At 68.6% G+C, this 26,870-nt stretch carries 23 protein-coding genes; 9 read left to right on the top strand and 14 right to left on the bottom strand.

All coding sequences use genetic code 11. From position 1 onward, the window contains the following. Positions 1 to 6: 6 nt before the first annotated feature. Together PI990_RS03040 and PI990_RS03035 are read left to right on the top strand one after the other, a co-directional pair. Complete coding sequence (locus PI990_RS03040; RefSeq protein ID WP_271659797.1) at positions 7 to 1,392, top strand: GntP family permease; 1,386 nt, start codon at positions 7 to 9, stop codon at positions 1,390 to 1,392. A 44-nt stretch (positions 1,393 to 1,436) separates the two neighbouring features. Then, the gene (locus PI990_RS03035; protein WP_271659796.1) at positions 1,437 to 2,999 is read left to right on the top strand and encodes an acyl CoA:acetate/3-ketoacid CoA transferase; all 1,563 of its coding nucleotides are present in this window, start codon (positions 1,437 to 1,439) and stop codon (positions 2,997 to 2,999) included. 341 nt (positions 3,000 to 3,340) lie between these two features. Here the strand turns inward: PI990_RS03035 and speB are convergent, their stop codons facing one another. Further along, positions 3,341 to 4,303: an agmatinase gene (gene speB, locus PI990_RS03030; protein ID WP_271659795.1), complete on the bottom strand. Its 963-nt coding sequence runs from the start codon at positions 4,301 to 4,303 to the stop codon at positions 3,341 to 3,343. 42 nt (positions 4,304 to 4,345) lie between these two features. After that, positions 4,346 to 5,428 (bottom strand): polyamine ABC transporter substrate-binding protein, encoded by a 1,083-nt coding sequence (locus PI990_RS03025; protein WP_271659794.1) that lies wholly within the window; start codon positions 5,426 to 5,428, stop codon positions 4,346 to 4,348. 110 nt (positions 5,429 to 5,538) lie between these two features. Here PI990_RS03025 and PI990_RS03020 point away from each other — a divergent pair, with 110 nt between their 5' ends. Then, complete coding sequence (locus PI990_RS03020) at positions 5,539 to 6,438, top strand: LysR family transcriptional regulator (RefSeq protein WP_271659793.1); 900 nt, start codon at positions 5,539 to 5,541, stop codon at positions 6,436 to 6,438. 171 nt (positions 6,439 to 6,609) lie between these two features. Here PI990_RS03020 and PI990_RS03015 read toward each other — a convergent pair whose 3' ends face one another. The 3 genes from PI990_RS03015 to PI990_RS03005 all read right to left on the bottom strand — a co-directional run bounded on the left by PI990_RS03015 (position 6,610) and on the right by PI990_RS03005 (position 9,996). Further along, positions 6,610 to 7,962, bottom strand: a complete 1,353-nt coding sequence (locus PI990_RS03015; RefSeq protein ID WP_271659792.1) for a glutamine synthetase family protein — start codon at positions 7,960 to 7,962, stop codon at positions 6,610 to 6,612. 162 nt (positions 7,963 to 8,124) lie between these two features. Then, on the bottom strand, positions 8,125 to 8,682 hold the full coding sequence (locus PI990_RS03010; protein WP_043244086.1) for a helix-turn-helix domain-containing protein: 558 nt from the start codon (positions 8,680 to 8,682) through the stop codon (positions 8,125 to 8,127). A 24-nt stretch (positions 8,683 to 8,706) separates the two neighbouring features. Beyond that, positions 8,707 to 9,996: an NAD(P)/FAD-dependent oxidoreductase gene (locus PI990_RS03005; RefSeq protein WP_271659791.1), complete on the bottom strand. Its 1,290-nt coding sequence runs from the start codon at positions 9,994 to 9,996 to the stop codon at positions 8,707 to 8,709. Positions 9,997 to 10,196: 200 nt separating this feature from the next. Between PI990_RS03005 and PI990_RS03000 the strand changes: the two genes are divergently transcribed. Further along, a complete protein-coding gene (locus tag PI990_RS03000) occupies positions 10,197 to 10,718 on the top strand; it encodes a tetratricopeptide repeat protein (RefSeq protein WP_021221560.1) in 522 nt (173 codons plus the stop codon). Positions 10,719 to 10,740: 22 nt separating this feature from the next. Then, positions 10,741 to 11,067 (top strand): DUF2388 domain-containing protein, encoded by a 327-nt coding sequence (locus PI990_RS02995; RefSeq protein WP_271659790.1) that lies wholly within the window; start codon positions 10,741 to 10,743, stop codon positions 11,065 to 11,067. Here PI990_RS02995 and PI990_RS02990 read toward each other — a convergent pair. Beyond that, positions 11,058 to 11,828 carry a COG4705 family protein gene (locus tag PI990_RS02990; protein ID WP_021221558.1) on the bottom strand — a complete coding sequence of 257 codons (771 nt, stop codon included), beginning with the start codon at positions 11,826 to 11,828 and terminating at the stop codon, positions 11,058 to 11,060. The two genes, PI990_RS02995 and PI990_RS02990, sit on opposite strands and share 10 nt — an antisense overlap. A gap of 153 nt (positions 11,829 to 11,981) precedes the next feature. Further along, positions 11,982 to 13,181: a GGDEF domain-containing protein gene (locus PI990_RS02985; RefSeq protein ID WP_184488524.1), complete on the bottom strand. Its 1,200-nt coding sequence runs from the start codon at positions 13,179 to 13,181 to the stop codon at positions 11,982 to 11,984. 375 nt (positions 13,182 to 13,556) lie between these two features. Between PI990_RS02985 and PI990_RS02980 the strand changes: the two genes are divergently transcribed. Next, entirely contained in the window at positions 13,557 to 14,135 is a 579-nt protein-coding gene (locus PI990_RS02980; protein ID WP_271659789.1) for a hypothetical protein, read from the top strand. A 155-nt stretch (positions 14,136 to 14,290) separates the two neighbouring features. Here the strand turns inward: PI990_RS02980 and PI990_RS02975 are convergent, their stop codons facing one another. The 6 genes from PI990_RS02975 to PI990_RS02950 form a co-directional block, all read right to left on the bottom strand. Next, positions 14,291 to 16,249 carry a PhoX family protein gene (locus PI990_RS02975; RefSeq protein ID WP_271659788.1) on the bottom strand — a complete coding sequence of 653 codons (1,959 nt, stop codon included), beginning with the start codon at positions 16,247 to 16,249 and terminating at the stop codon, positions 14,291 to 14,293. A 37-nt stretch (positions 16,250 to 16,286) separates the two neighbouring features. After that, the gene (locus PI990_RS02970) at positions 16,287 to 17,102 is read right to left on the bottom strand and encodes an energy transducer TonB (RefSeq protein ID WP_271659787.1); all 816 of its coding nucleotides are present in this window, start codon (positions 17,100 to 17,102) and stop codon (positions 16,287 to 16,289) included. Beyond that, positions 17,099 to 17,545, bottom strand: a complete 447-nt coding sequence (gene tolR / locus PI990_RS02965) for a protein TolR (protein WP_021221553.1) — start codon at positions 17,543 to 17,545, stop codon at positions 17,099 to 17,101. Before tolR ends, PI990_RS02970 begins: the two co-directional genes overlap by 4 nt. 8 nt (positions 17,546 to 17,553) lie before the next feature. Continuing rightward, positions 17,554 to 18,255 (bottom strand): protein TolQ, encoded by a 702-nt coding sequence (tolQ, locus tag PI990_RS02960; protein ID WP_271659786.1) that lies wholly within the window; start codon positions 18,253 to 18,255, stop codon positions 17,554 to 17,556. Between the two features lie 72 nt (positions 18,256 to 18,327). Further along, positions 18,328 to 20,256 (bottom strand): phytase, encoded by a 1,929-nt coding sequence (locus PI990_RS02955; RefSeq protein ID WP_271659785.1) that lies wholly within the window; start codon positions 20,254 to 20,256, stop codon positions 18,328 to 18,330. A gap of 55 nt (positions 20,257 to 20,311) precedes the next feature. Then, positions 20,312 to 22,840, bottom strand: coding sequence for a TonB-dependent receptor (locus PI990_RS02950; RefSeq protein WP_271659784.1), 2,529 nt, complete (start codon positions 22,838 to 22,840; stop codon positions 20,312 to 20,314). A gap of 413 nt (positions 22,841 to 23,253) precedes the next feature. Between PI990_RS02950 and PI990_RS02945 the strand changes: the two genes are divergently transcribed. Further along, positions 23,254 to 24,171 (top strand): GGDEF domain-containing protein, encoded by a 918-nt coding sequence (locus PI990_RS02945; RefSeq protein ID WP_271659783.1) that lies wholly within the window; start codon positions 23,254 to 23,256, stop codon positions 24,169 to 24,171. An 8-nt stretch (positions 24,172 to 24,179) separates the two neighbouring features. Then, the gene (locus tag PI990_RS02940) at positions 24,180 to 25,214 is read left to right on the top strand and encodes an AraC family transcriptional regulator (protein WP_271659782.1); all 1,035 of its coding nucleotides are present in this window, start codon (positions 24,180 to 24,182) and stop codon (positions 25,212 to 25,214) included. Between the two features lie 6 nt (positions 25,215 to 25,220). On the opposite strand, the gene PI990_RS02935 is transcribed toward PI990_RS02940, so the two are convergent. Next, positions 25,221 to 26,186: a fimbrial protein gene (locus tag PI990_RS02935; RefSeq protein ID WP_271659781.1), complete on the bottom strand. Its 966-nt coding sequence runs from the start codon at positions 26,184 to 26,186 to the stop codon at positions 25,221 to 25,223. A gap of 211 nt (positions 26,187 to 26,397) precedes the next feature. Between PI990_RS02935 and PI990_RS02930 the strand changes: the two genes are divergently transcribed. Continuing rightward, positions 26,398 to 26,868: an Lrp/AsnC family transcriptional regulator gene (locus PI990_RS02930; protein ID WP_271659780.1), complete on the top strand. Its 471-nt coding sequence runs from the start codon at positions 26,398 to 26,400 to the stop codon at positions 26,866 to 26,868. Positions 26,869 to 26,870 lie beyond the last annotated feature (2 nt).

Raw genomic sequence — 26,870 nt, 5'->3', positions numbered from 1 at the left:
AATCCCATGGGTACCCTCGGAATCCTGCTGTCCCTCGCACTGCTGATGTTCCTGGCCTATCGCGGCTACAACGTGCTGATCCTCGCGCCGCTGATGGCGCTGCTGGCGGTGCTGTTCGCCGGTGATGCGGCGTTGATGCTGCCCACCTACACCCAGGTGTTCATGAAGTCCCTGGGCGGCTACCTGATCCAGTTCTTCCCGCTGTTTTTGCTCGGCGCCATCTTCGGCAAGTTGATGGATGACTCCGGCTCCGCCCGCGCCATTGCCCAGGGCATCGTCACCCGGCTGGGGCGCGAGCGGGCCATCCTCGCCATCGTGCTGGCCTGCGGGCTGCTGACCTACGGCGGCGTGTCGCTGTTCGTGGTGGCCTTCGCCGTGTACCCCATCGGCACCGCGCTGTTCCGCGAGGCGGGCATTCCCAAGCGCCTGCTGCCCGGCGCCATCGCCCTGGGCGCCTTCACCTTCACCATGACCGCCCTGCCCGGCACCCCGGCGATCCAGAACGCCATCCCCAGTCCCTTCTTCGGCACCGACGCCTTCGCCGCGCCCATCCTCGGGCTGATCGGCGGGCTGATCATGCTCGGCCTCGGCAGCTGGTGGCTCGCCGCCCAGGCCCGCACGCTGATGGCCGCCGGCGAAGGCTACGGCAGCCACAAGGACGACCCCACCGAGCAGAGCGGCCTGCCGGTGACCGGCTTCTGGCTGGCGTTGCTGCCGATCCTGCTGGTGATCGCGCTGAACTTCCTGATGGCCAAGCAGGTGCTACCCAACCTCGACACCAGCTACCTGGCCAAGCCCGAATTCGGCGGCCTGCAGGACGCCAAGTCGGTGATCGGCATCTGGTCGATCATCGTCGCCCTAGGCGCCGCCGTGCTGCTGCTCATCGGCCTGCACTGGCGGCGCTGGGTGGACCTGAAGCAGAGCCTCAACGACGGCACCTTCGGCTCCATGCTGCCGATCCTCAACACCGCCTCCGAGGTGGGCTACGGCACGGTGATCGCCTCCCTCGCCGGCTTCGTGGTGATCCGCGACCTGGTGCTGAGCGTGCCGGGCAACCCGCTGGTGTCCGAGGCGGTGGCGGTGAACATCCTCGCCGGCATCACCGGCTCCGCTTCCGGCGGCATGTCCATCGCCCTCAAGACCCTCGGCGCGCAGTACCTGGAGATGGCCAACGCCGCCGGCATCAGTCCCGAGCTGCTGCACCGGGTCGCCGCCATGGCCTCCGGCTGCATGGACACCCTGCCCCACAACGGCGCGGTGATCTCGCTGCTGGCCATCTGCAAGCTGACCCACCGCGATTCCTACAAATTCATCTTCATGAACACGGTGATCTTCCCCCTCGCCGCCCTGGTGGTGGTGATCACCCTCGGCAGCCTGTTCGGCAGCTTCTGATGAGTAGAAGCAGGCAGCCCCCCTTTCCACGCTCGAGGTACGACATGAGCAAAGTGATGAGCGCCGCCGAGGCGGTGGCGCGTATCCCCGACAACGCCCACCTGGCCACCGGCGGCTTCGTCGGCATCGGTTTCGCCGAGGCCATCGCCATTGCCCTGGAGCAACGCTTCCAGGCCGAGCAGGCGCCGCGCGACCTGACGCTGGTCTATGCCGCCGGCCAGGGCGACGGCAAGGGCCGGGGCCTCAACCACCTGGCCCATGAAGGGCTGGTGCGCCGCGTCATCGGCGGCCACTGGGGGCTGGTGCCGGGGTTGCAGAAGCTGGCGGTGGAGAACCGCATCGAGGCCTACAACCTGCCCCAGGGGGTGATCTCCCAGTTGTTCCGCGACATCGCCGCCGGCAAGCCGGGGCAGCTGTCGCGGGTGGGCCTCGGCACCTTCGTCGACCCCGAGCACGGCGGCGGCAAGCTGAATGCCCGCACCACCGAGGAGCTGGTGCGGCGCATGCCCCTCGACGGCGAGGACTACCTCTTCTACAAGGCCTTCCCCATCCACGTCGGGGTGGTCCGCGCCACCAGCGCCGACGAGGACGGCAACCTGACGATGGAGCGCGAGGCGCTGACCATCGAGAGCCTGGCCATCGCCATGGCCGCGCGCAATTCCGGCGGGCTGGTGATCGCCCAGGTGGAACGGGTGGTCGCCCGTGGCTCGCTCAACCCGCGCCAGGTGAAGATCCCCGGCATCCTCGTCGACTGCGTGGTGGTCGCCGCCCCGGAGAACCACCAGCAGACCTTCGCCACCGCCTACAACCCGGCCTTCGCCGCCGAGGTGCGGGTGCCCGAGGGCAGCCTGCCGCCCATGCCGCTGGACCTGCGCAAGCTCATCGCCCGCCGTGCCGCGCTGGAGCTGAAACCCGGGGCGGTGGTCAACCTCGGCATCGGCATGCCCGAAGGCGTGGCCGCGGTGGCGGCGGAAGAAGGGGTGATCGACCTGCTCACCCTCACCGCCGAGCCCGGCGTGATCGGCGGCGTGCCCGCCTCGGGGTTGGACTTCGGCGCGGCCTGCAACCACAGCGCGCTGATCGACCAGCCCTACCAGTTCGACTTCTACGACGGCGGCGGCCTGGACCTCGCCTTCCTCGGCCTGGCCCAGGCGGATGCGGCGGGCAACCTCAACGTGTCGAAGTTCGGCACGCGCCTGGCCGGTGCCGGGGGCTTCATCAACATCAGCCAGAACGCCAAGGCGGTCGTCTTCGTCGGCACCTTCAGCGCCGGCCCGCAGGACATCCGCATCGAGAACGGCGCCCTGCGCATCGTGAAGGACGGCGAGCTGCGCAAGTTCGTGCGCGAGGTGGAGCACCGCACCTTCGCCGGCCGCCTCGCCGCCGAATCCGCCAAGCCGGTGCTCTACGTCACCGAGCGCTGCGTGTTCCGCCTGACCACCGAGGGCCTGGAGCTGATCGAGGTCGCGCCGGGCATCGACATCGAGCGCGACATCATCGAGCGCATGGACTTCCGCCCCATCGTCCGCGCCCCGAAGCTGATGGACGTGCGCCTGTTCGGCGAGGCGCGCCTGGGCCTGCGAGCAATGATCGACGGTTGTGCGTGAAACCACGGGCCCACCCTTGGGCCCGTGGCTTTTTTCAGGTGCATCCCGTAGCCCACCCTGTGGGAGCGGCTTCAGCCGCGATGCTCGTGCTTCACCTCGTTCGCGAATGAATTCGCTCCCACCGAGCAAGAGCGCTCCGTAGCCCGGGCTTCAGCCCGGGAATCCCCCCGGCTGGCACCGCCTCCATAGGAGCGAGCTCTGCTCGCGAACGCCTACCCCAGGTACCACCGCCCCTCCCCGGACTGAAGTCCGGGCTACAGGTGACCACCCTGTGGGGGCGGCTTCAGCAGCGATGTCCGTGCACCGGCTCGCGAATGAATTCGCTCCCCACAGCGCCGCGCCTACCGCTCTCCCAACTTATGCCGCGCGGCGTACAGGCAGATCATTTCCATCGCCAGGGTGGCGCCGGCCAGGGCGGTGACTTCGGCGTTGTCGTAGGGCGGCGCCACTTCCACCACGTCCATGCCCACCAGGTTGATGCCGCGCAGGCCACGGAGGATTTCCAGCGCCTGGTGGCTGGAAAGCCCGCCGCACACGGGGGTGCCTGTGCCGGGGGCGAAGGCCGGGTCGAGGCAGTCGATGTCGAAGGTCAGGTACACCGGGTTGTCCCCCACCCGCGCGCGAATGCGCTCGGCGATCTGCTCGGGCGTGTGGCGGTGCACTTCGCGGGCGTCCAGCACCTGGAAGCCCATCACGTCGTCGTTGGTGGTGCGCAGGCCGATCTGCACCGAGCGCGCCGGGTCCACCAGGCCCTCGCGGGCGGCGTGGAAGAACATGGTGCCGTGGTCGATGCGCTGGCCCTCTTCGTCCGGCCAGGTGTCGCTGTGGGCGTCGAAGTGGATCAGCGACAGCGGCCCGTGCTTGGCCGCATGGGCCTTGAGCAGCGGGTAGCTGATGAAGTGGTCGCCGCCCAGGGTGAGCATCGCCGCGCCGGCGTCGAGGATGTGCGCGGCGTGGGCCTGGATCGCCTCCGGCGTGTGCTGCGGCGTGCCGTGGTCGAAGGCGCAGTCGCCGTAGTCGATCACCGCCAGGTGGTCGAAGGGGTCGAACTCCCAGGGAAAATGCCGCGCCCAGGCCATCTGCACCGAGGCGGCGCGGATGGCGCGGGGCCCGAAGCGGCTGCCGGGGCGGTTGGTGGTGGCGGTGTCGAAGGGCACCCCGCTCACCACCAGGTCGACGCCGGTGAGGTCGCGGCTGTAGCGCCGGCGCATGAAGCTGGTGATGCCGGCGTAGGTGGCTTCGGCGGCCGTGCCCAGCAGGCTCGGCCGGGTGATGGCCTGGTCGTTGTCGAAGGCGTGTTCCATGTCATCGGCTCCATCGGTGGTGGGGTGTGCGTCTGCGCGGTTTCAGTACTGGGTGCGGAAGCGCGTCCAGAGGCGGGTGCGCTCGCGCTGCTGCTTGAGGGTCAGTTCCCGCTCGCCGAACAGGCGGTCGCGCACGGCCTGGGGCGGGTAGATGTCCGGGTCGTTGGCCACCGCCGGGTCCAGCAAGGGCGTCGCGGCCTGGTTGGCGTTGGCGAAGAACTGGCTGTTGGTCAGCTCGGCGATGGCCTCGGGGCGCAGCATCCAGTCGATGAAGGCGTGGGCCGCCTGGGGGTGCGGCGCGTCGGCGGGGATGGCCAGGGTGTCGAACCAGATCAGCGTGCCCTCGCGGGGGATGCGGTAGACCACCTCGAAGGGCATCTTCGCCTCGCGGGCCTGCTCGGCGGCGATGGCGGCGTCGCCGTTGTAGGTCAGCGCCAGGCAGATTTCGCCCTTGGCCAGGTCGTTGATGTGCTTGCCGGCGCCGACGTAGCGCAGGTTCGGCTGCAACGCGGTGAGCAGTTCATGGACCGCCGCGAGGTCGGCCTTGGCGGTGCTGTACGGGTCCTTGCCGAGGTAGTGCAGGGCGACGCTTATGACCTCCTGGGGCGAGTCGATCACGGCGATGCCGCAGTCCTTCAGGCGGCTGGCGTACTCGGGCTTGAACAGCAGGTCGAGGCTGTTGAGCGGCGCGTCGGGGATGCGTTTCTGCACCGCATCGCGGTTCAGCCCCAGGCCGATGGTGCCCCAGGTGTAGGGCACGCCGAAGCGGTTGCCGGGGTCGACGCTGGCGAGCTTGGCCAGCAGCTGGGGGTCGAGGTTGGCGTAGTGGTGCAGCTGCTCGTGCTGCACCGGCTGCACCGCATTGGCCTTGATCGCCCGCGCCAGGCCGCTGCTGGCGGGGAACACCACGTCATAGCCGCTGCCGCCGGTCATCAGCTTGGCGTCGAGGGCCTCGGCGCTGTCGAAGATGTCGTACTTCACTTGGATGCCGGTCTCGGCCTTGAAGCGCTCCAGCGCCTGGGGCGGGATGTAGGCGGACCAGCTGTAGAGGTTCAGCTCCCGGTCCTGCCCATGGGCGGGCAGGACACAGGCGGCGAGCAGGGCGAACAACAGGGAAAGGCGCATGGCGAAAGCTCCCGGAGCGGTGATGGGGCAATCCTGCGCCGGGCTTTGCTTCGGATAAATATGAAGTGTTCTACTTTGGCATCGCTCGCCATCGATGTTTGGAGATTCCCATGCTCGCCCAACTCCAGGACCTGGACCTGCAACTGCTCAGGCTGTTCGTCACCGTGGTGGAAAGCGGCGGCTTCAGCGCCGCCCAGGGCGCGCTGGGGGTGGGCCAATCCACCATCAGCACGCAGATGGCCAAGCTGGAAACACGCCTGGGTTTCCGCCTGTGCGAGCGCGGCAAGGCCGGCTTCCGCCTCACGCCCAAGGGCGAGCAGGTGCTGACGGCCACGCGGCGGCTGTTCGGCGCCATCGAGACCTTCAAGGGCGAGGCGCGGGGCATGGCCGACATGCTCCTGGGCGAGCTGCGCATCGGCCTCTCCGAATCCCTCGACGACACGGTGATGCTGCGCCTGGCCGACGCCATCCGCCGCTTCCGCGCGCGTAACCAGGCGGTGCGCATCGAGCTGCTCAGCGCCATGCCCGCCGAACTGGAGCGGCGCTTGCTGCAGGACCAGCTGCACCTGGCCATCGGCTACTTCTCCGGCAACCAGCAGGCGCTGGCGCACCAGCCGCTGTTCGTCGAGGAGCAACTGCTGTTCTGCGGCGCCGGGCACCCGCTGTTCGAGCGCAAGCGCATCACCGAAGACGACCTGCGCCACTGCGACCGGGTGCTGCACCCCTACCGCTTCATCGGCGAGGCCGAGCCCTTCCAGTCCGCCGCCAGCAGCGCGGTGACCGAGCAGGTGGAAGGCACCCTGGCGCTGATCCTCTCCGGCGCCCACATCGGCTACCTGCCCCGCCACATCGCCGCGCCCTGGGAGGCACGCGGGCAACTGCGCGCCCTGCTCCCCGAGCGCCTGGGCTTCGACGTGGAATTCCGCCTCACCCACCACCGCGGCCGGGAGCCGAGCGAAGCGCAGCAGGCGTTCGTCGAAGACCTGTTGGCCGCCTTCGGCGCCTTGTAGGGGCGAATTCATTCGCCAAGCAGTGCGCAGCGCTGCCCCGGCTCGGTGCCGCCGGGAACACCGCTGGTGGATGGAAAAAGCGCCATCCACCCTACGCCCCGATCAGCTCCCGGGCCTCGATGCCACTGACTTGCCGCTTGAAGCTTGCTGCTTGCCGCTGCGGCCCCGCCGCTACATGTACCACCGATATTCCCGCGCGCTGACTTCGTTGATGAAGTCGAGGTACTCCTGGCGCTTGTTCTCGCAATAGACCATCACGAACTCGCTGCCCAGGCCTGCATTGACGGCGGCGCTCTGGCGCATGGCAGTGACGGCGGCGGGCATGTCGGTGGGGAAGTCGATGCCGCTGGAGCGGTCCTCGTTGAGTGGCGCGATGGGTTCACGGGCGGCGTCGAGGCCGTGTTCCATGCCGGTGAGGATGGCCGCCAGCACCAGGTAGGGGTTGGCGTCGGCGCCGGCCAGGCGGTGTTCGATACGCAGGTTGCGGCCGTCGGATTCGGGGATGCGGATGCACGCATCGCGGTCTTCGAAGCCCCAGCTGGCGCGGCTGGCGGCGTTGACCATGGCGCCGTAGCGGCGGAAGGCGTTGTGGTTGGCGGCGAAGATCGGCATGCAGTGCGGCAGCAGCTCCAGGCAGCCGGCCACGGCATGGCGCAGGGGGCGCTGGCCGTCGGCGTCGAGCAGGTTGTTGCCCGCGTCGTCATAGAGGCTGACGTGCACGTGCATGCCGCTGCCCGGCGCGTCCAGGTAGGGCTTGCTCATGAAGCTGGCGCGGTGGCCGTGCTTCAGCGCCACGCCCCGGGTGCTGCGGCAGAACAGGGCGGCCCAGTCGGCGGCCTGCAGGCCGTCGTCGCAGTGGCCGAAGTTGATCTCGAACTGCCCCGGGCCCAGCTCGGCGGTGATGACGTTGGCCGCCACGCCCTGCTGGTTGGCCGCCTCGACCATCTCGTGGAGCACGGTGGAGAAGCGCGACAGCCGCTCGATGTGCATGTTGGGCTGGTCGTCCTCGTCGTCGCACAGGGCGTCACGAGGGAACTGCGGCAGGCCGTCCTTGAGCTTCCGGTCGAACAGGTAGAACTCCAGCTCGAAAGCCACCACCGGGCGGATGCCGCGACGGGCCAGGCGCTGCAGCACACGGGCCAGCACCTCGCGCGGCTCGAACTCGATGGGCGCCGAGGTGCCGTCGGAGGTGATCAGCATCTGCCCCAGGGGCTGGCGCTCCCAGCACACCGGCTTCAACGTGCCGGGCACCAGGCGTCGCGGCGCATCCGGGTCACCGTCGGCGAAGCAGTAGTCACCGATGGGGTACAGCCCGCCCTGGGTGCCCAGCAGCACGCAGTTCTGCGGCAGCTTCAACGGGCTGCCGCCGGCGACCTTCTCCAGCATCTCCACCGGGTAGCGCTTGCCATAGAAGTGCCCGGGGATGTCCAGGCAGATCAGGTCCACGTAGCGGATTTCCGGGTACCGGGCACGGAAGGCCCGCACTTCGGCGAGCAGGTCGGGATGCGGGTTTGTTGTTGTCATCGCTGTGGTCCTGCAAGAGATAAGAGTCGGTTTAGGGCTGAGCGAGCTAGAGCGAGGCAAGGCGAAAGCGATCGAAGAAGCGGAGTCTACGAGCGGTAAATGAGCATTCTGAGATCGCTTTCAACGCCGCATCGCCGACGCGCAGCCGGCCATAAGCCGGCTCTAGGTGAATACCCATAAGACTCGGGTGGGCCTATCGGAAAGGTTGGCGTAGCGGAACTGCGCGTGGGCCGGCAGCTGGAAGCTGTCGTTGGGGTGCAGCACCACCGGTTCCTCGGCGTCGTCGAGCCAGATGCTCAGTTCGCCTTCGAGCACGAAGCCGCCCTGCTCGGAGCTGTCGTCCAGGTGGCCTTCGCCGCTGGTAGCACCGGGCTCCAGGTGGCTTTCGAGCATGGAGAAGCCGGCCGACATGTTCGGCGAAGCCAGCACATCAGTGATGCCGCCGGCGTAGTAGAGCGTGCGGCGCTCGCCGGGACGGGTCACCCAGCGCACCTCGCGGGGCTTGCTGAGGCTGTAGAAGTAGGTGGTGGGCACGCCCAGCGCCTCGCTGATGGCGGTGAGGTCGGCCACGGTCGGGCGCGACAGGCCGCGCTCCACCTGGGAGAGGAAGCCCACCGAGCGGTCGATGCGCGCGGCCAGCTCGCCCAGGGTCAGGTTCTTGTGCTTGCGCAGGTCGCGGATGAGGATCGCGAGGCCTTCGATCTCGTCTTGCATGTCCATGTCGAATCTCCTTCGGTGCCGGCGTCAGGCCAGGTCGCGCAAGCGATACCAGGCTTTGCCGGCGGCTTCCAGCGGCGCGGCCAGCAGCGAGCCGCCGGGGAAGCGCGGGTTGTCGAGGCCCTGGTAGAGCGCGAGCAGCTGCTCGTCGCCGAGGATGGCGTCGGCCACCGCGCGGGCGCCGGCGAGGGTCGGCAGGATGCCGTGGCCGGAGAAGCCCTGCAGCCAGTAACGCTGGCCCTGGCGGCCGATGTCGGGGGTGCGCTTCATGGTGACGTCGATGTGCCCGCCCCAGCCGTAGTCGATCTGCACGCCCTTGAGCTGCGGGAACACGCGCTCCAGGTAGGGCCGGGTGGCGGCAGGCACATCCTTGGGCAGGCCGCCCAGGTAGGTGCAGCCGCCGCCGAACAGCAGGCGGTGGTCGGGGGTGAGGCGGAAGTAGTCGGGCACGAACTGGTTGTCGATCACGCAGCTGTTTCTCGGCAGCAGCGAGCGCGCCAGCTCCGGGTCCAGGGGCGCGGTGGCCACCTGGTAGGAGCCCACCGGCAGCAGGCGCGAGGACAGCTGGCGGTCGAGGCCATCGACATAGGCGTTGCAGGCCAGCACCAGCACATCGCCACGCACCTCGCCTTCGGGGGTGCGCGCCACGTAGCCGGCCGGCGTCTCGCGGTATTCCAGCACCTGGCTCTGTTCGAAGATGTGCCCGCCGGCGGCTTCGATGGCGGCAGCCAGGCCCTGGGCCAGCTTCAGCGGGTTGAGGTGGGCCGCTTCCGGGTCATAGAGCGCGGCCTTGTAGCGCGGGCTGGCGATCCACTCCGGCAGCTCGTCACGCTCGATCAGGCGCATGGCGTCGTAGCCCCACTTCTGCTCGGCGTCGCGCTGGGCCTCGCGCAGCAGTTCGACGCGGCGCTCCAGCACCGCCGTCCACAGGCTGCCGACGCGGTAGTCGACATCGAAGCCGTGGCGCTGCGGCAGCTCGCGCATCTCGCCTGCGGCCCAGCGCATGCTGTCCCAGAGGCGGCGGGTGCGCTCCTGCCCCAGGGCCTTCTCCAGCGGCGGCATATCGCAGGACCAGCCCAGCAACGCCTGCCCGCCATTGCGCCCGGACGCGGCCCAGGCCACCCGGCTGGCTTCCAGCAGCACCACGCGCTTGCCGGCCAGGGCCAGGCGCAACGCGGTGTGCAGGCCGCTGAAGCCGGCGCCGATGATCAGCACCTCGCTGTCCAGGCTGCCCTGCAGGCGCGGACGCAGCGGAATGGAACCGGGGTAGGTGGCGGCGTAGAAGGTGCCGACATGCTGGGCGGATTGCTTGAACATGCGAGGCCTCATGAAATTTGAATTGATAAATTTCATGAAAATCTAGCATCTGATTTTCACAAAGCCAAGCGACGAAATGCCGACGATCGCGACCGGCTCACAGGATGGCGTTGCACCCCTGGCAAAAGCTGTTGTCGGATACGCCGTCTGACTACCGTATGAAGCACGCCGCAAAACCTGGCGGCGGCAGGAGTGAATGGATGAAAGCGATACACCTGGCAGCGCTCTGCGCCCTGGCCCTGCTGGCCGGCTGTAGCCATGACCAGCCCAAGCCCGAGGCGCCGCCGCAGCGCCTGCCCAACCAGGTGCAGGACCAGCCCACGCCCCTGGAACTGCTGCGCACCAACGCCGAGCGCGGCGACCTGGAAGCGCAGTTCCAGCTGGGCAGCCACTTCTTCGTGGCCAAGCCCGCCGACCTCAAGCAGGCGGAGTTCTGGTGGAAGCGTGCCGCCGACAAGGGCCACGCCATGGCGGCGGTGAGCCTCGCCTACCTCTACACCGGGCGTAACGACCCGGCCTACGCCAACCAGCAAGCGATGCTGCAGTACCTCAACCAGTCCGCCGCCACCGGCAACCCGATGGCCCAGCATGTGCTCGGCAGCCTCTACCTCAAGGGCGAACAGGGCGTGCCACGTGACCCGGACCAGGCCCGGCGCCTCTACCAGGCCGCCTGTGGCCAGCGCTACGAAGCCAGCTGCGCGGCCCTGAAGACCCTGCCCTGACCCCGAGCCTCAAGGACGAACCATGCGCCCGACACTCCCGCTCTGCCTCGCGCTGCTGGCCCTGCCAGCCGCCGCGCTGGCCGACGAAGGCTCCGGCTCCTGGCTGCTCAGCAGCAGCGCGGCCATCACCTTCGCGCCGGCCACGACCAGCAACCTCAGCCAGGAAGAGCGCCAGCCGGGCATCCAGGCCCAGGCGCGGGATGATGCGATGGCCTTCGTCGCCAGCGATGGGCGCATCCGTGGCGCGCAGCTGGAGCGCGCCCTGCAGGAACTGCACCGACAACCGGCGACGGCGCGCGCCGACGACATGAGCCTCGCCCGCGCCCTCGCCGCCTCGGCCTATCGCTGAGGCGTGCGCACCAGCGTCAGCCCCGCGTAGGCGGCGCGCTGGCGCTGCACCCAGGTCGCGTACACCACCAGCACCAGCAGCACGCCACCGAGCACCAGGGAGGAGCCGACGGTGCCGAAGTCCAGCCCGCCCTTCTCGTGGGTCTTGGTCAGCACGTCGCCCAGGGTCGCACCGAAGGGCCGGGTGAGCACGAAGGCCAGCCAGAACAGCAGCACGGTGGAGATGCGCGTGAAGTAATGGGCCGCCACCACCAGCGCCAGGGCACCGCCGATCAGCAAGGCGCCACCGGCGAAGCCGAGCCCGGAGTCATCGGCGAGGAAGTCGCCCAGCGCCGTGCCCAGGGTGTTGGAGAAGAGGATCGCGCCCCAGTAGAACAGCTCGCCGCGCCGCGAACGGATGCGGTCCACCGACAGCGACCCCTCGGTGACCCGCCACAGCGCGAAGATGCACAGCAGGATGCCCACCAGGATCGCCGAGCCGGTGGCATAGCCCAGGCCCAGGGTGCGGTCCATGAAGTCCGACATGGTGGTGCCGGCGGTGCTGGTGGAGAGGATCACCGCCCAGTACACCAGCGGGTTGTAGCGCTTGCTCGCCAGCTGCGTGAGCAGGGTGGCGAAGAAGGCGCTGATGAGGATCAGCGAGCTGATGGCGTAGCCAACGTCCAGGGTCATCGACAGCAGGTCCCCGGCGGTCTCGCCCAGGGTGGTGGCGCAGATCTTCATGATCCAGAAGGCCAGGGTGATCTGGGGCAATTTATTCATCACGACTCCCGGGGCCCGCACGGATGTGGCTGCCTGATGGATGCAACCCTCTGCGCGGACACGGACCCGGTCTGCCCAGCGCGAGGCGAGAGTGACCGGGAAGGAGTGAAAACGCGGTGAAGGAAGGATGAAAAAAACATCACCCGAGGGGGCTCAGCCCACTTCGGCGGCCAGGGTCGCGCGGTTGCGGCCCTCCCCTTTCGAGGTGTAGAGCGCCTCGTCCGCCCGTTTGTAGAGGCTGTCGCGCGTGTCGCCGGGCTGGCTCAGGGCCATGCCGACGCTGACGGTCAGCACCGGGCCGATACTGGAGCCCTCATGGGGAATGGCCAACCCCTCGATGCGCCGGCGCACCTCTTCCGCCACCCGCTCGGCGAACACCGGCACCAGGTCGCAGAACACCAGGGCGAACTCCTCGCCACCAAGCCGCGCGGCGAAGTCCAGGGAGCGCCGGGGCGTGCTCTGCAGGGCCTCGGCCACCGCCTTGAGCACCGCATCCCCGGCCGGGTGGCCGTAGAGGTCGTTGTAGCGTTTGAAGAAATCCACATCCACCAGCATCAGCCCCAGGCAATGGCGCTCGCGCTGGCTTTCACGCAGGGAACGATCCAGCAGGATCTCGAACATGCGCCGGTTGCACAGGCCGGTCAGGCTGTCGCTGTCGGCCAGCTCCTTGAGCGCCGCGCGGGTGAGGAACTGGCGCCGCGTGGCCGACTCCTGGAAGTAGCGCGACATGCCGGTGAAGCACATGGCGACCAGCGGGTAGATGGACAGCGCGACGAAGTCGTCGAGGTAGCCTTCCGGCAGGTAGAGCGGGATCAGCACCAGCATGGCGATGAAGGTGATCACCGCGCACACCACCGACCCCCAGTAGCTGTAGCCCACGGGAAAAAAGATGGCGATCAGCACCAGGATCATGCCGTCGATGTTGAAGGGCATGCCCACGTCGTCCAGCACCTGCATGTAGAGGATGGTGCTGGCCAGGGTCGTGGCGCTGATGACGAATATCGCGCAGGGCACCCAGAAGGCCCCGGCACTGCGGTCGTTGCCCTGCAGCACCATGGTGGCCGAGAGCATGATCCCGGCCAGGGCCACCAGGCGCATGGCGAAGATCGCCGGGGTCAGCGTCGCGTCGTAATGGCGCAGGGCGTAGAAGACATCGACACCGAGAAAAAACAGCAGCGCCAGCAGCAGGATCGAAATGGCCCCGATGCGCGTGTTGCGAAAGGCCCGGTAATTGGAGATGCGGTACTCCGCCTCCAGTTCGGGCTCGAAACGCAGCCATCCAAAGCCTTTGTTGAGCTGCCGCGTGTAACGGCTCTCGGCGTAGTGGCTGAGCAACAGCTGGACCTTATCCATCCCTGACCTCACCTCCCGCACCCTCAGGTAAACAGCTTCCAGGGGATCGCCCATACAAAGCCGACTTGGCGAAAGTATGGCACGGCGCCACCAGCGCCAACCCTCCCTGTATCAATCCTTGTGCGGGTTTCAGGCCATACCGCTGGTCGCCAGGCGCCGCCTCGCCCCCCTGGCGCCATGCCGTTGAAACGCTGAAGGCGCGACTGAATGTCGCATCCGATGGGTAGCCGAGCCAGCCGGTGCGGGCCGCCTTCGAAGCCTTCGCCGATGAACTGGCCGCCCTGTACCACTCGGCTTGAGCACGAGAACGGTGGCGCACCCGGGGTTCCGCTGCGCTGCTAAGCTCGCCGCCTCACAGACGCATGGATGACGACGATGAAACGCCTGCTGCCGCTGGCCCTGCTGGTGATTGGCTCGAACGCCCTGGCCCAGGGCTGCGACTACCGTCCTGCCGCCCGTCAGGAGCTGGCCGTCACCAAGGCGCCGGGCCTGCCGCTGGTGCTGGCGGGCAAGGAGAAGCTGCAACTGGGCCTGGTGGAGCAGCCCGAGCTGCTGCTGCACAGCGGTGATCTGCTGATCGCCCGCTACCCCGACGGCCACAGCCTCGCCCACCATCCGATGACGCAGCAGGAGCTGGGCAATGCCGGCCTGGGCACCCCGGCGCAACAGGTGCGCCTGCTGTTCGGCGATGACAGCGCCGCCACGCCCGAGGCCCGCGAATGGGTGTTCGCCATGCGCCAGGCCATGAACCTGTGCGGCGACAAGGCCAGCCTCACGCCCTACCGCATCGACGGCATCGAGCTCTTCGCCTGGCGCACCAGCCAGGACGGCAAGCCCTACCAGGTGTTCTTCATCCCCGATGGCGAGCAGGTGCATTACCTCGAAGTACGCGGCCCCGCCGCCTTCGCCGACAAGGTGCTGGCCGGCGTGCACAGGCGGCCGCCGAAGCCATAGCGGAGCGTCGGGTTTCACCCGACCTACGAGAGCGGCGTCATGCACCCCGTAGGTTGGGCTGAGGCACGAAGCCCAACGCGCGGAGTCGAGTCCGCATCGTTGGGCCTCGCTGCGCTCGGCGCCAACCTACGAAGAGCGGTCCATCATCGCGTGCATCAACTGCCGATCACGCCGCCGTCGTTCTTGGTGATGAGCACGGTGGTGGAGCGTGGGCGGCTCTTGCCGTCGCTGGCGGGGTAGCTGATGCCGGGGTGCTGGATGTTCACCCACATGCTGCGTCCGTCCGGGGTGAAGGTGATGCCGGTGAGTTCGCAGCCACGCGGGCCGACCAGGAAGCGACGCACCTCGCGGGTCTTGGGATCGGCGCAGAGCAGCTGGTTGCAGCCGATGCGGGCCATGGCCGGCTCGATGTCGTCGAAATCGGTCTCGATCCACAGGCGGCCGGCGGGGTCGAAGGCCAGGCCGTCCGGGGAGGAGAAGGCGTCGCCGTTGATGGTGCCGATGAGGTTGGCCGGCACCGCCTGGCCCTTGTCGTCCTTGGCACCCAGGGGTTCGCCGGCGAGGAGGAAGATCTCCCACTGGAACGAAGTCGCGGTGGGATCGCCGCCCGCCTCGTTCCAGCGCAGGATCTGCCCGTGCAGGTTGTGCGGGCGCGGGTTGGCGGCGTTCACCGGCTTCTTGCTGCCGCGGTCGTCGTTGTTGGTGAGGGTGACGTAGACCTCGCGGGTCTCCGGGTGGGCGGCCACCCACTCGGGGCGGTCCATGGGCGTTGCGCCGAGTATGTCGCCGGCGGCGCGGGCGTTGAGCAGTACCTCGGCCTGGCTGGCGAAGCCGTTCTCGGCGGTGAGGCCGTTCTGGCCGTGCACCAGGGCCAGCCACTGGCCCTTGCCGCCATCGTCGAAGCGGGCGACGTAGAGGGTGCCCTCATCCAGAAGGTCGCGGGCGGCCTTGGGGTTGGCAGCGTCGAAGCGGCCGCTGGGCACGAACTTGTAGATGTACTCGCCCTTGGTGTCGTCGCCGTAGTAGTAGGCCATGCGCCCGTCCTTGCCGAGAGACAGGGTGGAGCACTCGCGGCAGAAGCGGCCGACGGCGGTGCGCTTCTTCGGCTTGCTGGTGGGGTCGAAGGGGTCGATCTCCACCACCCAGCCGAAGCGGTTGGGTTCCTGCACATGGCCGTCGTGGGGCTGGTCGCGGTAGGGCGTGGCGTCGAAGCGGGCGTCGGCGGTCTCCCAGCCGTAGTTCTTGCTCACCCCTTCCTTGGCGATGCCGTAGCGCTTGTGGGACACGCGCTGGGCATAGTCGGCCGGGTCGCGGTTGATGAAGTAGTTGTGCCAGTTCTCCTCGCAGGCGAGGTAGGTGCCCCAGGGGGTCACGCCCATGGAGCAGTTATTGAGGGTGCCGATCACCTCCAGGCCGCTGGGGTCGGAGGCGGTCTTCATGGCGGCGTGGCCGGCCAGCGGGCCGCTGAGCTGCATGGGCGTGAGGGTGGAGATGCGGCGGTTGTAGCGCGAGCCGGCGACCCGCTGCCAGTGGCCGTCGCCGTCCTTCTTCACCTCGATGACGCTGACGCCATGGGCCGCCTGCTCCTTCTTCACGTCCTCCGCCTTGCGCTTGCCCTCGACGAAGACGATGCCGGCGCTGTGCAGCGTGGGGTTGATGTACTCGTGGTTGATCACCAGCAGGCCGTGGTCGTTGGGTGCATCCGGGAAGGGGAAGAAGTGCATGCCGTCGTGGTTGTCGCCGGCCTGCTTGAGCTGGTCTTCCCAGGTTTCGCTGGCGTCGCCCTTGAAGGCCGGCGCATCGGCCAGCACCGCATCGCCCCAGGAGAAGAACGGCGTGGCGCTGTAGCCGTCGGCGACTATCACCTTGTCGAACTTGGCATCGAACTGCTGGGGCACGCCCTTGAAGCCCAGCAGGCCGTCGTCGGCCACCGCGCGGCAGGCGCTGATGCCGCCGCCGAAGAAGCCCAGGGCGGCCATGGCCAGGCCGCCCTTGAGGACGTTGCGGCGGCCGGCGTCCACCATCTGGTCCAGGCTGCGGTTGCCGCTGGGGTTGATGGCCACGTCGTCATGGGCGGCGAGTGCGGCGTGGAAGGCGTCGAAATCCTGGGTCATCACGGTTCTCTTCTGGTTATGCGCCGGCGCTCCGCGCTCAGCGTTCGATGCGGTAGTGGAAGGTGTTGCGCACGCCTGGCACGGCCACGGGCTGGCCGTTTTCGAGGCGCGGCTGGTAGCGGAAAGTCTGCGCCGCGACCAATGACGGGCGGATGAACAGGGGGTGACAGTCGCCCACCACCTGCGGGTCCTCGACGCGGCCTTGCGGGTTGACCCGGTACTCCACCGTGCAGTCACCCTGGATGCCCTTGTCGAGGGCGCGCTGGGGATAGTCCGGCGCCTCCTTGGCGATGGGCAGGTACTGGCGGCTGTTGGCGGCGGCTTCGGCCTGGCGGGCACGCTCGGCGGCCTGGCGCTGCTGTTCCGCCTGGCGGGCAAGATCGAACTGGCGCTGTTGTTCGGCAGCCGCGGCGACGCGCTCGGCTTCCAGGCGCTGCTGCTCGCGGCGCCGGGTTTCCTGCTGCACCTGCTCCTGGCGCTTCTGTTCTTCCACGCGCTTGCGGGCCAGGGCGGCCTGCTCCAGCTTGCGCTGCTCGATTCGCGGGTCCACCTGCGGCGGCACCGGCTCGACGGGCGCCGGCAGCGGCTCCACCGGGGCGGCTACGGCAACAACCGGCTGCACCGGCGCGGGAGCCGGTTCGGGGGCTGGCGCAGGCAGGCTGATCAGTTGGGTGGTGAGCACCCGCTGGGCCGGCTCGGCGGGACGCTCGGGGGCCCAGCCGGCCATCAGCAGCGCCAGCACGCCCAGGTGCAGAGCCAGGGCGCAGCCGGCGGCGAAGGCGTTGCGCCAGGCGCGGGCACTGGGCAGCGACAGGCGGGAAAGAGGCGCATCGCTCATGACCATCACGCTCATTGCGGCGCCTCGGTGATAAGCCCCAGGTTGGCCACCCCGCCCTGCTGCAGCGCGGCCATGGCTGCCACCACCTTGCCGTAGCCGGCGTCCTGGTCGGCGCGGATGTACACCTGGGTGTCGCCGCGCTCGGCGATCAACGCGCCCACCTTGGCGGTCATCTCCTCCAGGGCCACGGCGCTGTCGGTCTGGCTTTCGGTGTCCAGCTCCGTGCCCAGGTTCCAGTAGTAGCCGCCGTCGGCCTTCACGGAGAGGGTGAGGATGCGCTGCTGGCTGTCACGGGGCAGCGCCTCGCTGGCCACCTTGGGCAATTCGATCTTCACGCCCTGGGTGAGCATCGGCGCGGTGACCATGAAGATCACCAGCAGCACCAGCATCACGTCGATGTAGGGCACCACGTTCATTTCGGCCTTGGGGCCGTGCTTGCGCTGGGGACGGACGAGCATGCTGCACCTCAGGCCGCGGCGGCGACGGGGTTGGCGCCGGCCAGGCGACGTTGCAGGCGGCCCTGCAGTTCGTTGCCGAAGGCGTAGTAGCGCGCCACCAGGCCCTGGGCGCGGGCCGAGAAGCGGTTATAGGCGATCACTGCGGGGATGGCGGCGAACAGGCCGATGGCGGTGGCGATCAGCGCTTCGGCGATGCCCGGGGCGACGGTGGAGAGGGTCGCCTGCTGCACCTGGGACAGGCCGATGAAGGAATTCATGATCCCCCACACGGTGCCGAACAGGCCGATGTAGGGGCTGACCGAACCGACGGTGGCGAGGAAGGTGAGGCCCTTCTCCAGGCGCTCTTCCTGCTCGGCGATGGCGACATAGAGGGCGCGCTCGACGCCGTCCACCACCATCTCCGGGGCGATGCCCGGCTCGCGGCGCAGCTGGGCGAATTCCTGGTAGCCGGCGTGGAAGATGCGCTCCAGGGCGGCGTCCTCGTCCGCCTCGTCGCGGCGCTGCAGCTGGGTGAGGTCGGCGGTGCCACGGAAGCGCGCCTGGAAGGCCTTGGCCTGGCGCTCGATGCGCGCCAGCAGGGCGCCGCGCTGGACGATCAGGTACCAGCTGAACAGGGAGGCGAACAGCAGGATCGCCATCACCCCTTTCACCAGCAGGCTGGCGTCGCTGATCAGGCCCCAGACGGTCATCTGTTCCAGTGTTGCGTGCATGGTTGGTTCCTCGTGTTGCCGGGCCCCGCAGGGCCCTATTCGATTACGCGGCGATGACGGGTTGATGACAGCTCAGTGCAGGCCCAGGGTCCGGGCCACTTCGGCCCAGGGCACGAACTTGAAGTTCTGGGTCTGCTCGGGCATGCGCTTGCGGCCGTCCTGCACCACCAGCATTCCCTGGTTCCAGGGGCCGCCGAGGTTGGCGGAGGTGACTTCCAGGCCATCGGTCTCCGAGGCGCCATCGATGCCGGCCGCGGCGTTGAGGCCGACGCGGAAGGCACCGCGCAGGGCGAAGGGCGGCTCGGCGTCGAGCACCACGTAGCTGTCGTTGCCCTGGCTGGAGATCACCAAGTAGTCGTGGGCGTCGCTCTGGTAGAGGCCCAAGCCCTCGACGTCGGCGTGCAGCGTCTCGCCCACCTGCATCACCGACTTGAGCTCGGCGGGGGCTTCGGCGCGGGCGTCCAGGGCCCAGACGCCGACGTCTTCCTCGCCAATGAACAGGCGCTGGCGCTGGTCGTCGGCGACGCAACCCTCGGGCTGGCTCTCGACGCGGAATTCGCGCACCAGTTGCCCGCTCGCTTCACCGCTGGCGCCGTCCAGGCGGTACTGCAGGAAGCGCCCGTCCTTGCCGTTGGCGAAGGCATAGAGCTCGCCGGAGGCCGGCTGGAACAGGCAGATGCCGTAGATCTCCTTGAGCGGGGTGCGCACCTCGCCAGCCGGCTTCACCTCGCCCGTGGCGCGGTCGATGGCGAACAGGCTGAGGCTGTTGGTGTCGCGGTTGCTGGCCACCGCCAGGTCGACCCGCTGGCCGCCGAGGGCAAAGCCGGGGCGCACGTCGACGTTGTTCAGGCGGCCCACCGGCAGCTCCTGCAGCAGTTGGCCGTCGAGGCCGTAGACCAGCAGGCCCTGCTTCTTGTTGGTGCCGAGCACGCGGCTGGCGGCCGGGTCGTTGGGGTTGACCCAGATGGCCGGGTCGTCCGCCGCGTCGCCCTGGCGGCCCACCGGCTCGCTCTGGCGCAGGGCGGCGACGCTGGGCAGCACGGGCGGCAAGGCCACGGGCTGCGCCTGCCAGTCCAGGCGGCCCTGGTACAGGCGACCGCTGGCGTCGTCCTGCACCAGCAGGTTGGTGCCCTGGGCGCTGGTGGCGACGGCGATGCGCTCGGGCTCTTCCAGGCCGGCCAGCGGCAGGCTGGCCACCGCGTTCCAGGCCTCGCCCTGCTGCTGGTAGAGGTGCAAGCGGGCGGCGGCAGGGTCCAGCGCCAGCAGGCCGCCGGGGACCACCGCCATGGCGCCGGCGCTTTTCGCCAGGCCGCCGAAGGGGGCGACCAGGTCCACCGGCACGCGGGCGCTGTCGGCTTCCGGGTGGGCCGGGTAGGCCCAGAGGCCGACGTTCTCTTCGTTGACGAACAGACGGTTGGCGGCGTCGTCCACCTGGCAGTACTCGGCGGCCGGCGGCAGGGCCAGGCCGCGCACGTGACGGGCTTCGGCGTTGAGGCGCTCGCCGGCGCCCACCAGCCACTGCTCGCCACGGCCGTCTTCGCCCACCAGGAACAGGTAGAGGTTGCGGGCGTCGTCGCGGTACAGGCAGAGCCCGGCGACGGCGTAGTCACGGGCCGGCAGTTGCAGCGTGCGGCCCCAGCGATGGGTGTCGGTATCCAGGCCCACCAGGGTGGCCTGCTGGGTGGCGTTGTCGAGGCTGGCGGCGATCAGGCCCTTGGGGCCGGCGCTGCGCAGGTCGAGGCTGGAGAAGGAGCCGGGCAGGCGCGCCAGCTCCTGGCCTTCGCCGTCCAGCAGGAGCAGGCCATTACGCTCGCTGGCGGCCAGGCGCATGGCGGAGCCGGGCAGCTGGCGCAGGTCTTCGGCCTTGACCTTGGCCGAGGCGCCCCAGGGGCTGAGGGCCAGTTGCGGGGCCTGGGCTTCGGCGGCCGGCTGCGGCTGGCAGGCGGCCAGGCCGAGCAGGGCCGCGAGCAGCAGGGGATTGCGGGTGTGGGTGTGGGTCATCGGGCGGTTCCAGGCGATGCGGGGGAGCGCCCTCCCCGGTGGGAGGGCGCGGCGATCAGAAGTGGGTGAAGGTCAGGCCGAGGGTGTAGGTCGGGCCGTATTCCTCGTACTGGGCGTTGTAGCTGCGGCTGCCGGTGTAGACGTAGTAGCTCTCGTCGGTGAGGTTCTGCGCCTCGAAGGACAGCTGCAGCTCCTTCGTCAGGAAGTAGCGGGCGCTGAAGTCGACGAAGGTCTGCGCATCCACGTGCAGGTCGTGCTGGCGGTCGCCCACCGGGGCCACTTCGTAGAGGTAGTCGGACTTGTAGTTGGCCGAGAGGCGCAGGCTGAGCTTGTCGTTCTCCCAGCCCAGCATCAGGTTGCCGACGGTGTCGGACTGGTTGGGCAGGTCGATGTCGCGCTTGAGGGTGCGGCCGCTGGCCTGGTCGAAACCCTCGATGCTGGCGTCGGAGCGGCTGAAGGTGGCGTTGGCGCCCAGCAGCAGGCCGTTCCAGGGGGCGGGCAGCCAGTCGAATTTCTGCGAGTAGGCCAGTTCCAGGCCGTAGAGCTTGGCGCTGTCGCCGTTGGCGAAGGTGTTGGCTTCGTCGAAGGTCGCCCAGTCGCCGGTGCCGGCCAGGTCGGTGTTGTAGACGAAGTTCTGGATGTCCTTGTAGAAGACGAAGGCCGAAACCACCCCGGCGCGGCCCAGGTAGTGCTCGATGCCGAAGTCGTAGTTGGTCGACTCCAGGGGCGACAGGTCGGGGTTGCCGAAGCTGGCTTCGTCGCCGTCGATGACGAAGCCTGGGGCCAGTTGGCCGAAGGTCGGGCGCACCACGGACTTGGTCCAGGCGGCGCGCAGCTGGGTGTCCTTGTCGATCTGGTAGCGCGCGTGCAGGCCGGGCAGCCAGTGGTGGTAGTCGCGCTTGCGCTCGATGCTCTCGTAGTCGCCATCGCGGATGCCGGTGCCCTTGGCTTCGAACTCGGTGCCCTCGTAGCGCATGCCGGCGATGAAACGCCAGTCGTCCACGTCCAGGGTGTTCATGAGGTAGGCGGCGTTGATGTCTTCGCTCATGTCGAAGTCGTTCACCCGCGACTCTTCCTCGTTGTAGAAGTCGGCGGCGTTGAGCTGGCCGAGCAGGCCCTTGATGGCGCTGGCGCTGATGCCGGGGCCGAAGCGGTCGAGGGCGTAGTGCACGTTGCCCTTCTGGAACTGGCCGAGGTTGAGCTGTTCGTCGGTGAAGAAGTTATCCAGGTCCTCGTAGGTCCAGGCTTCCAGGTCGTTGGTCTTGTCGCGGCGGCTGAGCTTGCCGCCGAACTTGGCCTGGGCGGCGTAGCCGGAGAGGTCGTAGTCGCGGGCCAGGTCGAGGCGGATGTTCTTCTCGGTGTCTTCGGTGTTCTGCTTCTCCCAGTCGACCTGGTCGAGAGCGAAGTTGGCCGGGTCGTAGAATCCGTTCTCGACGTTCAGGCGCGGCTTCTTGCTGTCGTCGAAGCCGGTGCCGGTGAAGTCGCGGGTGCCTTCGAAGGTGGCACCGGCGATGTGGCCGGGGCTGTCTTCGCTGGATTGGCTGTAGCCAGCCTGCCCGCTCAGGGTCCAGAGGCCCATCATGCGTTCGCCGCCGAAGACGTAGGACTGGATCTCCTGGGTTTCCTCGCGGTCCTTCAGCTCGCGGTAGCCCTCGCCATCCCCGGTTTCGCCCGGCAGGCGCGCGTCATCGAACTCGATGCCGGCGGCGTTGCGCGTCTCGCTGTCCTTGTAGCGGCTGTAGAGGGTGCGCAGGTAGTAGCTGGAGCTGTCGTCGGGCTTGTAGTCGAAGTTGAGGCCGCCGCCGGCACGCTCGCGGGTGATGGCGTAGTCGCGCTGCTCCAGTTCCTCCAGGCGGGCGCCGTCTTCGAAGTCCCAGGCGCCGCCGGTCTCGACGTTGTCGGAGCCGAACTTGCGCTCCTGCCAGCTCAGGGCGGCGGCCACGCCGAAGTTGTCGATGCCGTCGCCGAGGCTGAAGCGGTCGCTGATGGCGCCGGAGAACTTGGGGCTGGTCTTGTCGGTGTTCTCGTCGTAGCTGGCTTCGGTGCTGCCGGTGTAGAACAGCCCCTCGTGGTCGAAGGCGGAAAGGCTTTCCACGTCGACGGTGCCGCCGAGGGAGTTGGCGTCCATGTCCGGGGTGAGGGTCTTGATCACGGTGAGCGACTGCACCAGCTCGGCGGGCAGCACGTCCAGGGCCACCGCGCGGCGGTCGCTTTCCGGGGCCGGCACCAGGGTGCCGTTGATGGTGACGCTGTTCAGGTCCGGGCCCAGGCCGCGCACGCTGACGAAGCGGCCTTCGCCCTGGTCGCGCTCCACCGAAACGCCAGGCAGGCGCTGCACCGCTTCGGCGGCGTTCTGGTCCGGCAACTGGGCGACGCCGTCGGCATGCACCACGCTTTCCACGCTGTCGGAGGCGCGCTGTTCCTTCAGGGCCTTGTCGATGCTGGCAGCCTGGCCGACCACTTCGACGTGCTCGGTGGCGCCGGCAGCGCCCTCGTCGGCGGCCCAGGCAACGCTGGCCACGGCCAGGGTCAGTGCGCTGAAGGTGAAGCCCGCAAGCCGGGCGGCGGTGCTGCGCTTGTACATGAATGCTCTCCCCAGGATGGAATCCAGGCCGAGCAAATGGCCCGGCAACTTGGGAGCGGACGCTAGGCAGCACGGATGAAGCTTCTGTGACAACGAACGGGCGCAAGGCAGGAATGACGGGGTTTTGCGGGGGTAACCCCGGGGTTTTGAGCTGATAGGACCCGCCAGCGCCACGGTAGGGGCGAATTCATTCGCCCATCGCCCCGCAGGGGCGACACAGCGTCCAGGCCACACGGGGCAGCCCTGCGGGCTGCCTGGCGAATGAATTCGCCCCTACGAAATGCACCCCGGGCACCTGAAAATCTGCCCACGTCCCCTGAGCCGATCCGACCCTCCCGGTGCCCGTCGGCGCTGCAACTTCGCCGTCACAATCATCTGCTCTGCTGGCCCGGTCTAACCCTGCGGACCTGCCCATGACCTCCCTGCTGAAGCTGCACCGCCTCAAGCTCACCGCGCTGTTCCTGGCTGCCAATGCCGGGTTGCTGCTGCACCTGGCGGTGGGCGACCTGAAGGCGACGTCGGAGTGGGTGTGGCTGGACATCCTCGGCGAAGGCGGCTCGGCGCTGCTGGCGCTGGTGTGGATCGGCCTGGTGCTGAAAAGCCGGCCCGCCGGGCGGGTCACCAACCTGCTGGTGCTGGGGCTGGCCGGGGTGTTCTTTTCCTGGTGGATCGACAGCCTCGACGAGTTCATCCGCATGCCCGACACGGTGCACTGGGACCACTGGCTGGAGTCGGTGCCGATGCCCATCGGCCTGGTGCTGCTGACCCTGGGCATCTACCACTGGCACCGCGAGCAGTTGGCCATCAGCGCGCAGATGGAGAAGCGCGAGCGGCTGTTCCGCGAGCACCGCCAGTTCGACACGCTCACCCCGCTGGGCGACGCCGACTACCTGCGCCGCCAATTGGAGCTGGGTATGGGCGAAGCCGCCGCGAACGGCCAGCCGCTGTCGCTGGTGATCCTCGACATCGATGACTTCAGCAAGGTCAACGACCGCTTCGGCCACGCCGAGGGCGACCACCTGCTGCTGGCCCTGACGCAGTTGCTGCTGCTCAACCTGCGCCGCCAGGACCTGCTCTGCCGCCTGGCCGGCGACCGCTTCGTGGTGCTGCTGCCGAACACCGGCGAGCGCCAGGCGCACCAGTTGGCCACGGAGCTGGGCGAGGCGGTGGCGCACTTCGCCCACCGCACCCGCCAGCACGGCGAGCGCCTGCAACTGCGCGCCAGCACAGCGGTGGCGATGGCCCTGGACGAGAGCCCCGAGGCGCTGCTGCAACGGCTCAACCTGGCCCTGGCGAAGGCCCGCTCGCCGCGCCTGGCCCACAGTGCCTGAGGTGCGCGATGACCATCAGGGGTGACTGGTACGAGTGCGACAGCCGCTTCATCCCGGCCCATGGCCAGCCGGCGGTGCTGATCGACCTGGCGCTCTCGCGGGGGATCGACAGCCACCGCCTGCTGCGGGGGACGGGTTTGTTCTACGAGGACATCCTCGCCGGCGGGCAGCTCGTCAGCCCGCAGCAGTTCCTCGGGCTGATCGGCAATGCCCGGCGCCTGCTGGCCGCCGACGACACGGCCTTTCTCTTCGGCCAGCGGCTTTTGCCCGGCCACTACGGCGCCGCCAGCCACACCCTGCTGCATGCCGAGCACCTGCAGGATGCGCTGGGGCAGCTGATCCGCCAGCGGGCGCTGTTGACGCCGTTGCTGGCGCCCCGGCTGGTGCTGGACGAGCAGGACGCCTGGCTTTACTGGGTGGACGCCTGCGGGGCGGGGGAACACCGCCGCTTCCTGCTGGAGGCGAGCATGGCAGCAGTGGCAGCGCTGTGCCGGCGCCTGGGCGGGGAGCGGCTGCCGTGGCGCTACCACTTCGCCCATGGCCAGCCGCGCTGCATCGAGCAGTACTGGGTGCACCTGGGGGAAGAGGTGCGCTTCGACCAGCACGTGGATGCCATGCAGGTGCCGCGCGCCTGGCTGACCCGGGCGCTGCCGGAGGCGTCGCAGACCGCCGGCCAGGTCGCACGCCAGGAATGCGCGCGCCACCTGGCGGCGCTGGGTCATCGCGCCAGCCTGCTGGACCGGCTCTACGGCTGGCTGCTGGAGCGGGTGCGCGAGGCGCCGGTGCTGGAGGACGCGGCCCTGGCCTTCGCCATGAGCCCGGCCACCTTCAAGCGCAAGCTGGCCAAGCACGGCACGCATTACCAGGAGCAGCGCGACCTGGTGCGCAAGCACGTGGCGCTCTACCTCTACCGCATCAAGGGCTACGGCAACGACGAGGTGGCGGCGTACCTGCACTTCCACGACAGCACCAACTTCCGCCGCTCGCTCAGGCGCTGGACGGGGCTCTCCCCCAGCGCGCTGCGCCAGCTCTTCGGGGCCTGAACCGCGCTACTCGTAGAACAGGGTGAGGGTGGCGGTGGTCAGCACCTGCCCCGGCCTGACCGTGGGCTCGAGCTGGTAATAGCGCGCGACCAGCGAAATCATGCTGGGGCCGCCAGTTGCGCCGGTATTCAGGTGCTCGTTCCTGGCGCCCAGCGCCAGGGGCGCCCCGCCATTGCCCTTGAGCAGTTGCACGCCGATGCCCTGGGCCATGTTCGGGCCTATCACGTTCTTGAGCACCGAGCCGGCTTCATGCAGCCCGTCCACACGGTAGGAGATGCGGATATCAGGGTCGCAATCGAGATTCAGGCTGAAGGCCTTCTCCCGGGCCGCGCTGCCGACCCCATTGAAATGATGCAGGTTGGCGATCGGCAACTTCACCGTGGTGTCGGCGCTGGCCAGGCGACAGCCCCTTTTGTTGAACACGATCTGCGTGGGCGGGAAGGTCAGCTCGTTGGTCAGCAGGTTGTGGTAGTAGACCCGGATCGGGTTGAGCTTGAGCGTGCCCGTCTCGATGGGCCCGGTCTTGATCAGTTGGATCCACCAGCGCTGGGCGGGCACGTAGTTGGTGTTGGAGATCTGCGTCACGGTACGCGGGAAGCCCATGAAGGCCCCGCCGTTCATGGTGGCGGGGGGACGGTTGGCATTGTTGCTCCAGGCCACCTTGATGCCGACGCCAGGCACCCCGGTTTCGTAGACGTAGGCGATGCTGCTCGGGGTGGCCCCTTCGACGAAACCATGGTCCTGCACGGCGATGCCGGGCCCGACGCAGTTGGCAGTGGCGATGCCCGTGCCGATCCAGCCATTGGTGTCGAAGAGCACGGTTCCGATCGGGGCGTCGCGCTGCTGGGAGAGGGTCGTGGGGAGCGGATAGACGGTCTTCTGGCCCGAGCCGCTGCAACTGGCCCCCCAGGCCAACCCGGAAATGAAGAGCGCCAGAGCGCCGGCCAGCCTGCTGCAGATGAGAGGGTTCATGGAAACGCCCACAGAGAATACGGGCGAAAATCCTAACGACAGCAACTGTGGCGGCACGTAGGGAAAAGCCTCGGTCAATCCGCACCTAGCTGTAGGCCATCACCCCTGATCGCCGGATGGCATGACTCCGCCCGCCGCTTCACCGGCACACCGTGACTTCCACCGGCATTCGGGTAGCCTTGTCACTCCCTGACCCACCCGAAGCCTCGCCATGCCAGATGCACCCGCCTTTCTCGACGAAACCGACCGTCAGTTGATCGCCGCCCTGCAGATCAACGCCCGGGAAAGCGTCGCCACCCTCGCCCGCCGCCTGGGCATCGCGCGCACCACGGTGAACTCGCGCCTGGCGCGCCTGGAGCGATCCGGCGTCATCAGCGGCTACGGCGTGCGCCTGGGCCCGCGGGTATCCGAAGGCGGCCTGCAGGCCTACGTGGGCATCACCGTGCGGCCACGCAGCGGCAAGGACGTGCTGCGCCGGCTGACCGGCATGGCCGAGGTGCAGTTGCTGTGCACCGTGAGCGGGGAATTCGACTACGTGGCCTGGCTGCGGGCCGAGTCACCGGAGCGGCTCGACCTGCTGCTGGACGAGATCGGCAATGTCGAGGGCGTGGAACGCACCACCACCTCGATCATCCTCAGTTGCAAGATCGACCGGGGCCAGCCCTTGCCCGGCCCGGCCTGAAC

Origin of the sequence: Pseudomonas sp. TUM22785 (genome assembly GCF_028198105.1) — a bacterium.
Classification (GTDB): Bacteria; Pseudomonadota; Gammaproteobacteria; order Pseudomonadales; family Pseudomonadaceae; genus Metapseudomonas; species Metapseudomonas solani.
Note: the sequence above shows the minus strand (reverse complement) of the source record. Positions and strands in the feature narration are given on the sequence as shown.

Excerpts from the sequence above, each read along its gene's own strand:
- PI990_RS03040 (WP_271659797.1), top strand. The coding sequence starts at position 7 with ATGGGTACCCTCGGAATCCTGCTGTCCCTCGCACTGCTGATGTTCCTG.
- PI990_RS03035 (WP_271659796.1), top strand. The coding sequence starts at position 1,437 with ATGAGCAAAGTGATGAGCGCCGCCGAGGCGGTGGCGCGTATCCCCGAC.
- speB (WP_271659795.1), bottom strand. The coding sequence starts at position 4,303 with ATGGAACACGCCTTCGACAACGACCAGGCCATCACCCGGCCGAGCCTG.
- PI990_RS03025 (WP_271659794.1), bottom strand. The coding sequence starts at position 5,428 with ATGCGCCTTTCCCTGTTGTTCGCCCTGCTCGCCGCCTGTGTCCTGCCC.
- PI990_RS03020 (WP_271659793.1), top strand. The coding sequence starts at position 5,539 with ATGCTCGCCCAACTCCAGGACCTGGACCTGCAACTGCTCAGGCTGTTC.
- PI990_RS03015 (WP_271659792.1), bottom strand. The coding sequence starts at position 7,962 with ATGACAACAACAAACCCGCATCCCGACCTGCTCGCCGAAGTGCGGGCC.
- PI990_RS03010 (WP_043244086.1), bottom strand. The coding sequence starts at position 8,682 with ATGGACATGCAAGACGAGATCGAAGGCCTCGCGATCCTCATCCGCGAC.
- PI990_RS03005 (WP_271659791.1), bottom strand. The coding sequence starts at position 9,996 with ATGTTCAAGCAATCCGCCCAGCATGTCGGCACCTTCTACGCCGCCACC.
- PI990_RS03000 (WP_021221560.1), top strand. The coding sequence starts at position 10,197 with ATGAAAGCGATACACCTGGCAGCGCTCTGCGCCCTGGCCCTGCTGGCC.
- PI990_RS02995 (WP_271659790.1), top strand. The coding sequence starts at position 10,741 with ATGCGCCCGACACTCCCGCTCTGCCTCGCGCTGCTGGCCCTGCCAGCC.
- PI990_RS02990 (WP_021221558.1), bottom strand. The coding sequence starts at position 11,828 with ATGAATAAATTGCCCCAGATCACCCTGGCCTTCTGGATCATGAAGATC.
- PI990_RS02985 (WP_184488524.1), bottom strand. The coding sequence starts at position 13,181 with ATGGATAAGGTCCAGCTGTTGCTCAGCCACTACGCCGAGAGCCGTTAC.
- PI990_RS02980 (WP_271659789.1), top strand. The coding sequence starts at position 13,557 with ATGAAACGCCTGCTGCCGCTGGCCCTGCTGGTGATTGGCTCGAACGCC.
- PI990_RS02975 (WP_271659788.1), bottom strand. The coding sequence starts at position 16,249 with ATGACCCAGGATTTCGACGCCTTCCACGCCGCACTCGCCGCCCATGAC.
- PI990_RS02970 (WP_271659787.1), bottom strand. The coding sequence starts at position 17,102 with ATGAGCGTGATGGTCATGAGCGATGCGCCTCTTTCCCGCCTGTCGCTG.
- tolR (WP_021221553.1), bottom strand. The coding sequence starts at position 17,545 with ATGCTCGTCCGTCCCCAGCGCAAGCACGGCCCCAAGGCCGAAATGAAC.
- tolQ (WP_271659786.1), bottom strand. The coding sequence starts at position 18,255 with ATGCACGCAACACTGGAACAGATGACCGTCTGGGGCCTGATCAGCGAC.
- PI990_RS02955 (WP_271659785.1), bottom strand. The coding sequence starts at position 20,256 with ATGACCCACACCCACACCCGCAATCCCCTGCTGCTCGCGGCCCTGCTC.
- PI990_RS02950 (WP_271659784.1), bottom strand. The coding sequence starts at position 22,840 with ATGTACAAGCGCAGCACCGCCGCCCGGCTTGCGGGCTTCACCTTCAGC.
- PI990_RS02945 (WP_271659783.1), top strand. The coding sequence starts at position 23,254 with ATGACCTCCCTGCTGAAGCTGCACCGCCTCAAGCTCACCGCGCTGTTC.
- PI990_RS02940 (WP_271659782.1), top strand. The coding sequence starts at position 24,180 with ATGACCATCAGGGGTGACTGGTACGAGTGCGACAGCCGCTTCATCCCG.
- PI990_RS02935 (WP_271659781.1), bottom strand. The coding sequence starts at position 26,186 with ATGAACCCTCTCATCTGCAGCAGGCTGGCCGGCGCTCTGGCGCTCTTC.
- PI990_RS02930 (WP_271659780.1), top strand. The coding sequence starts at position 26,398 with ATGCCAGATGCACCCGCCTTTCTCGACGAAACCGACCGTCAGTTGATC.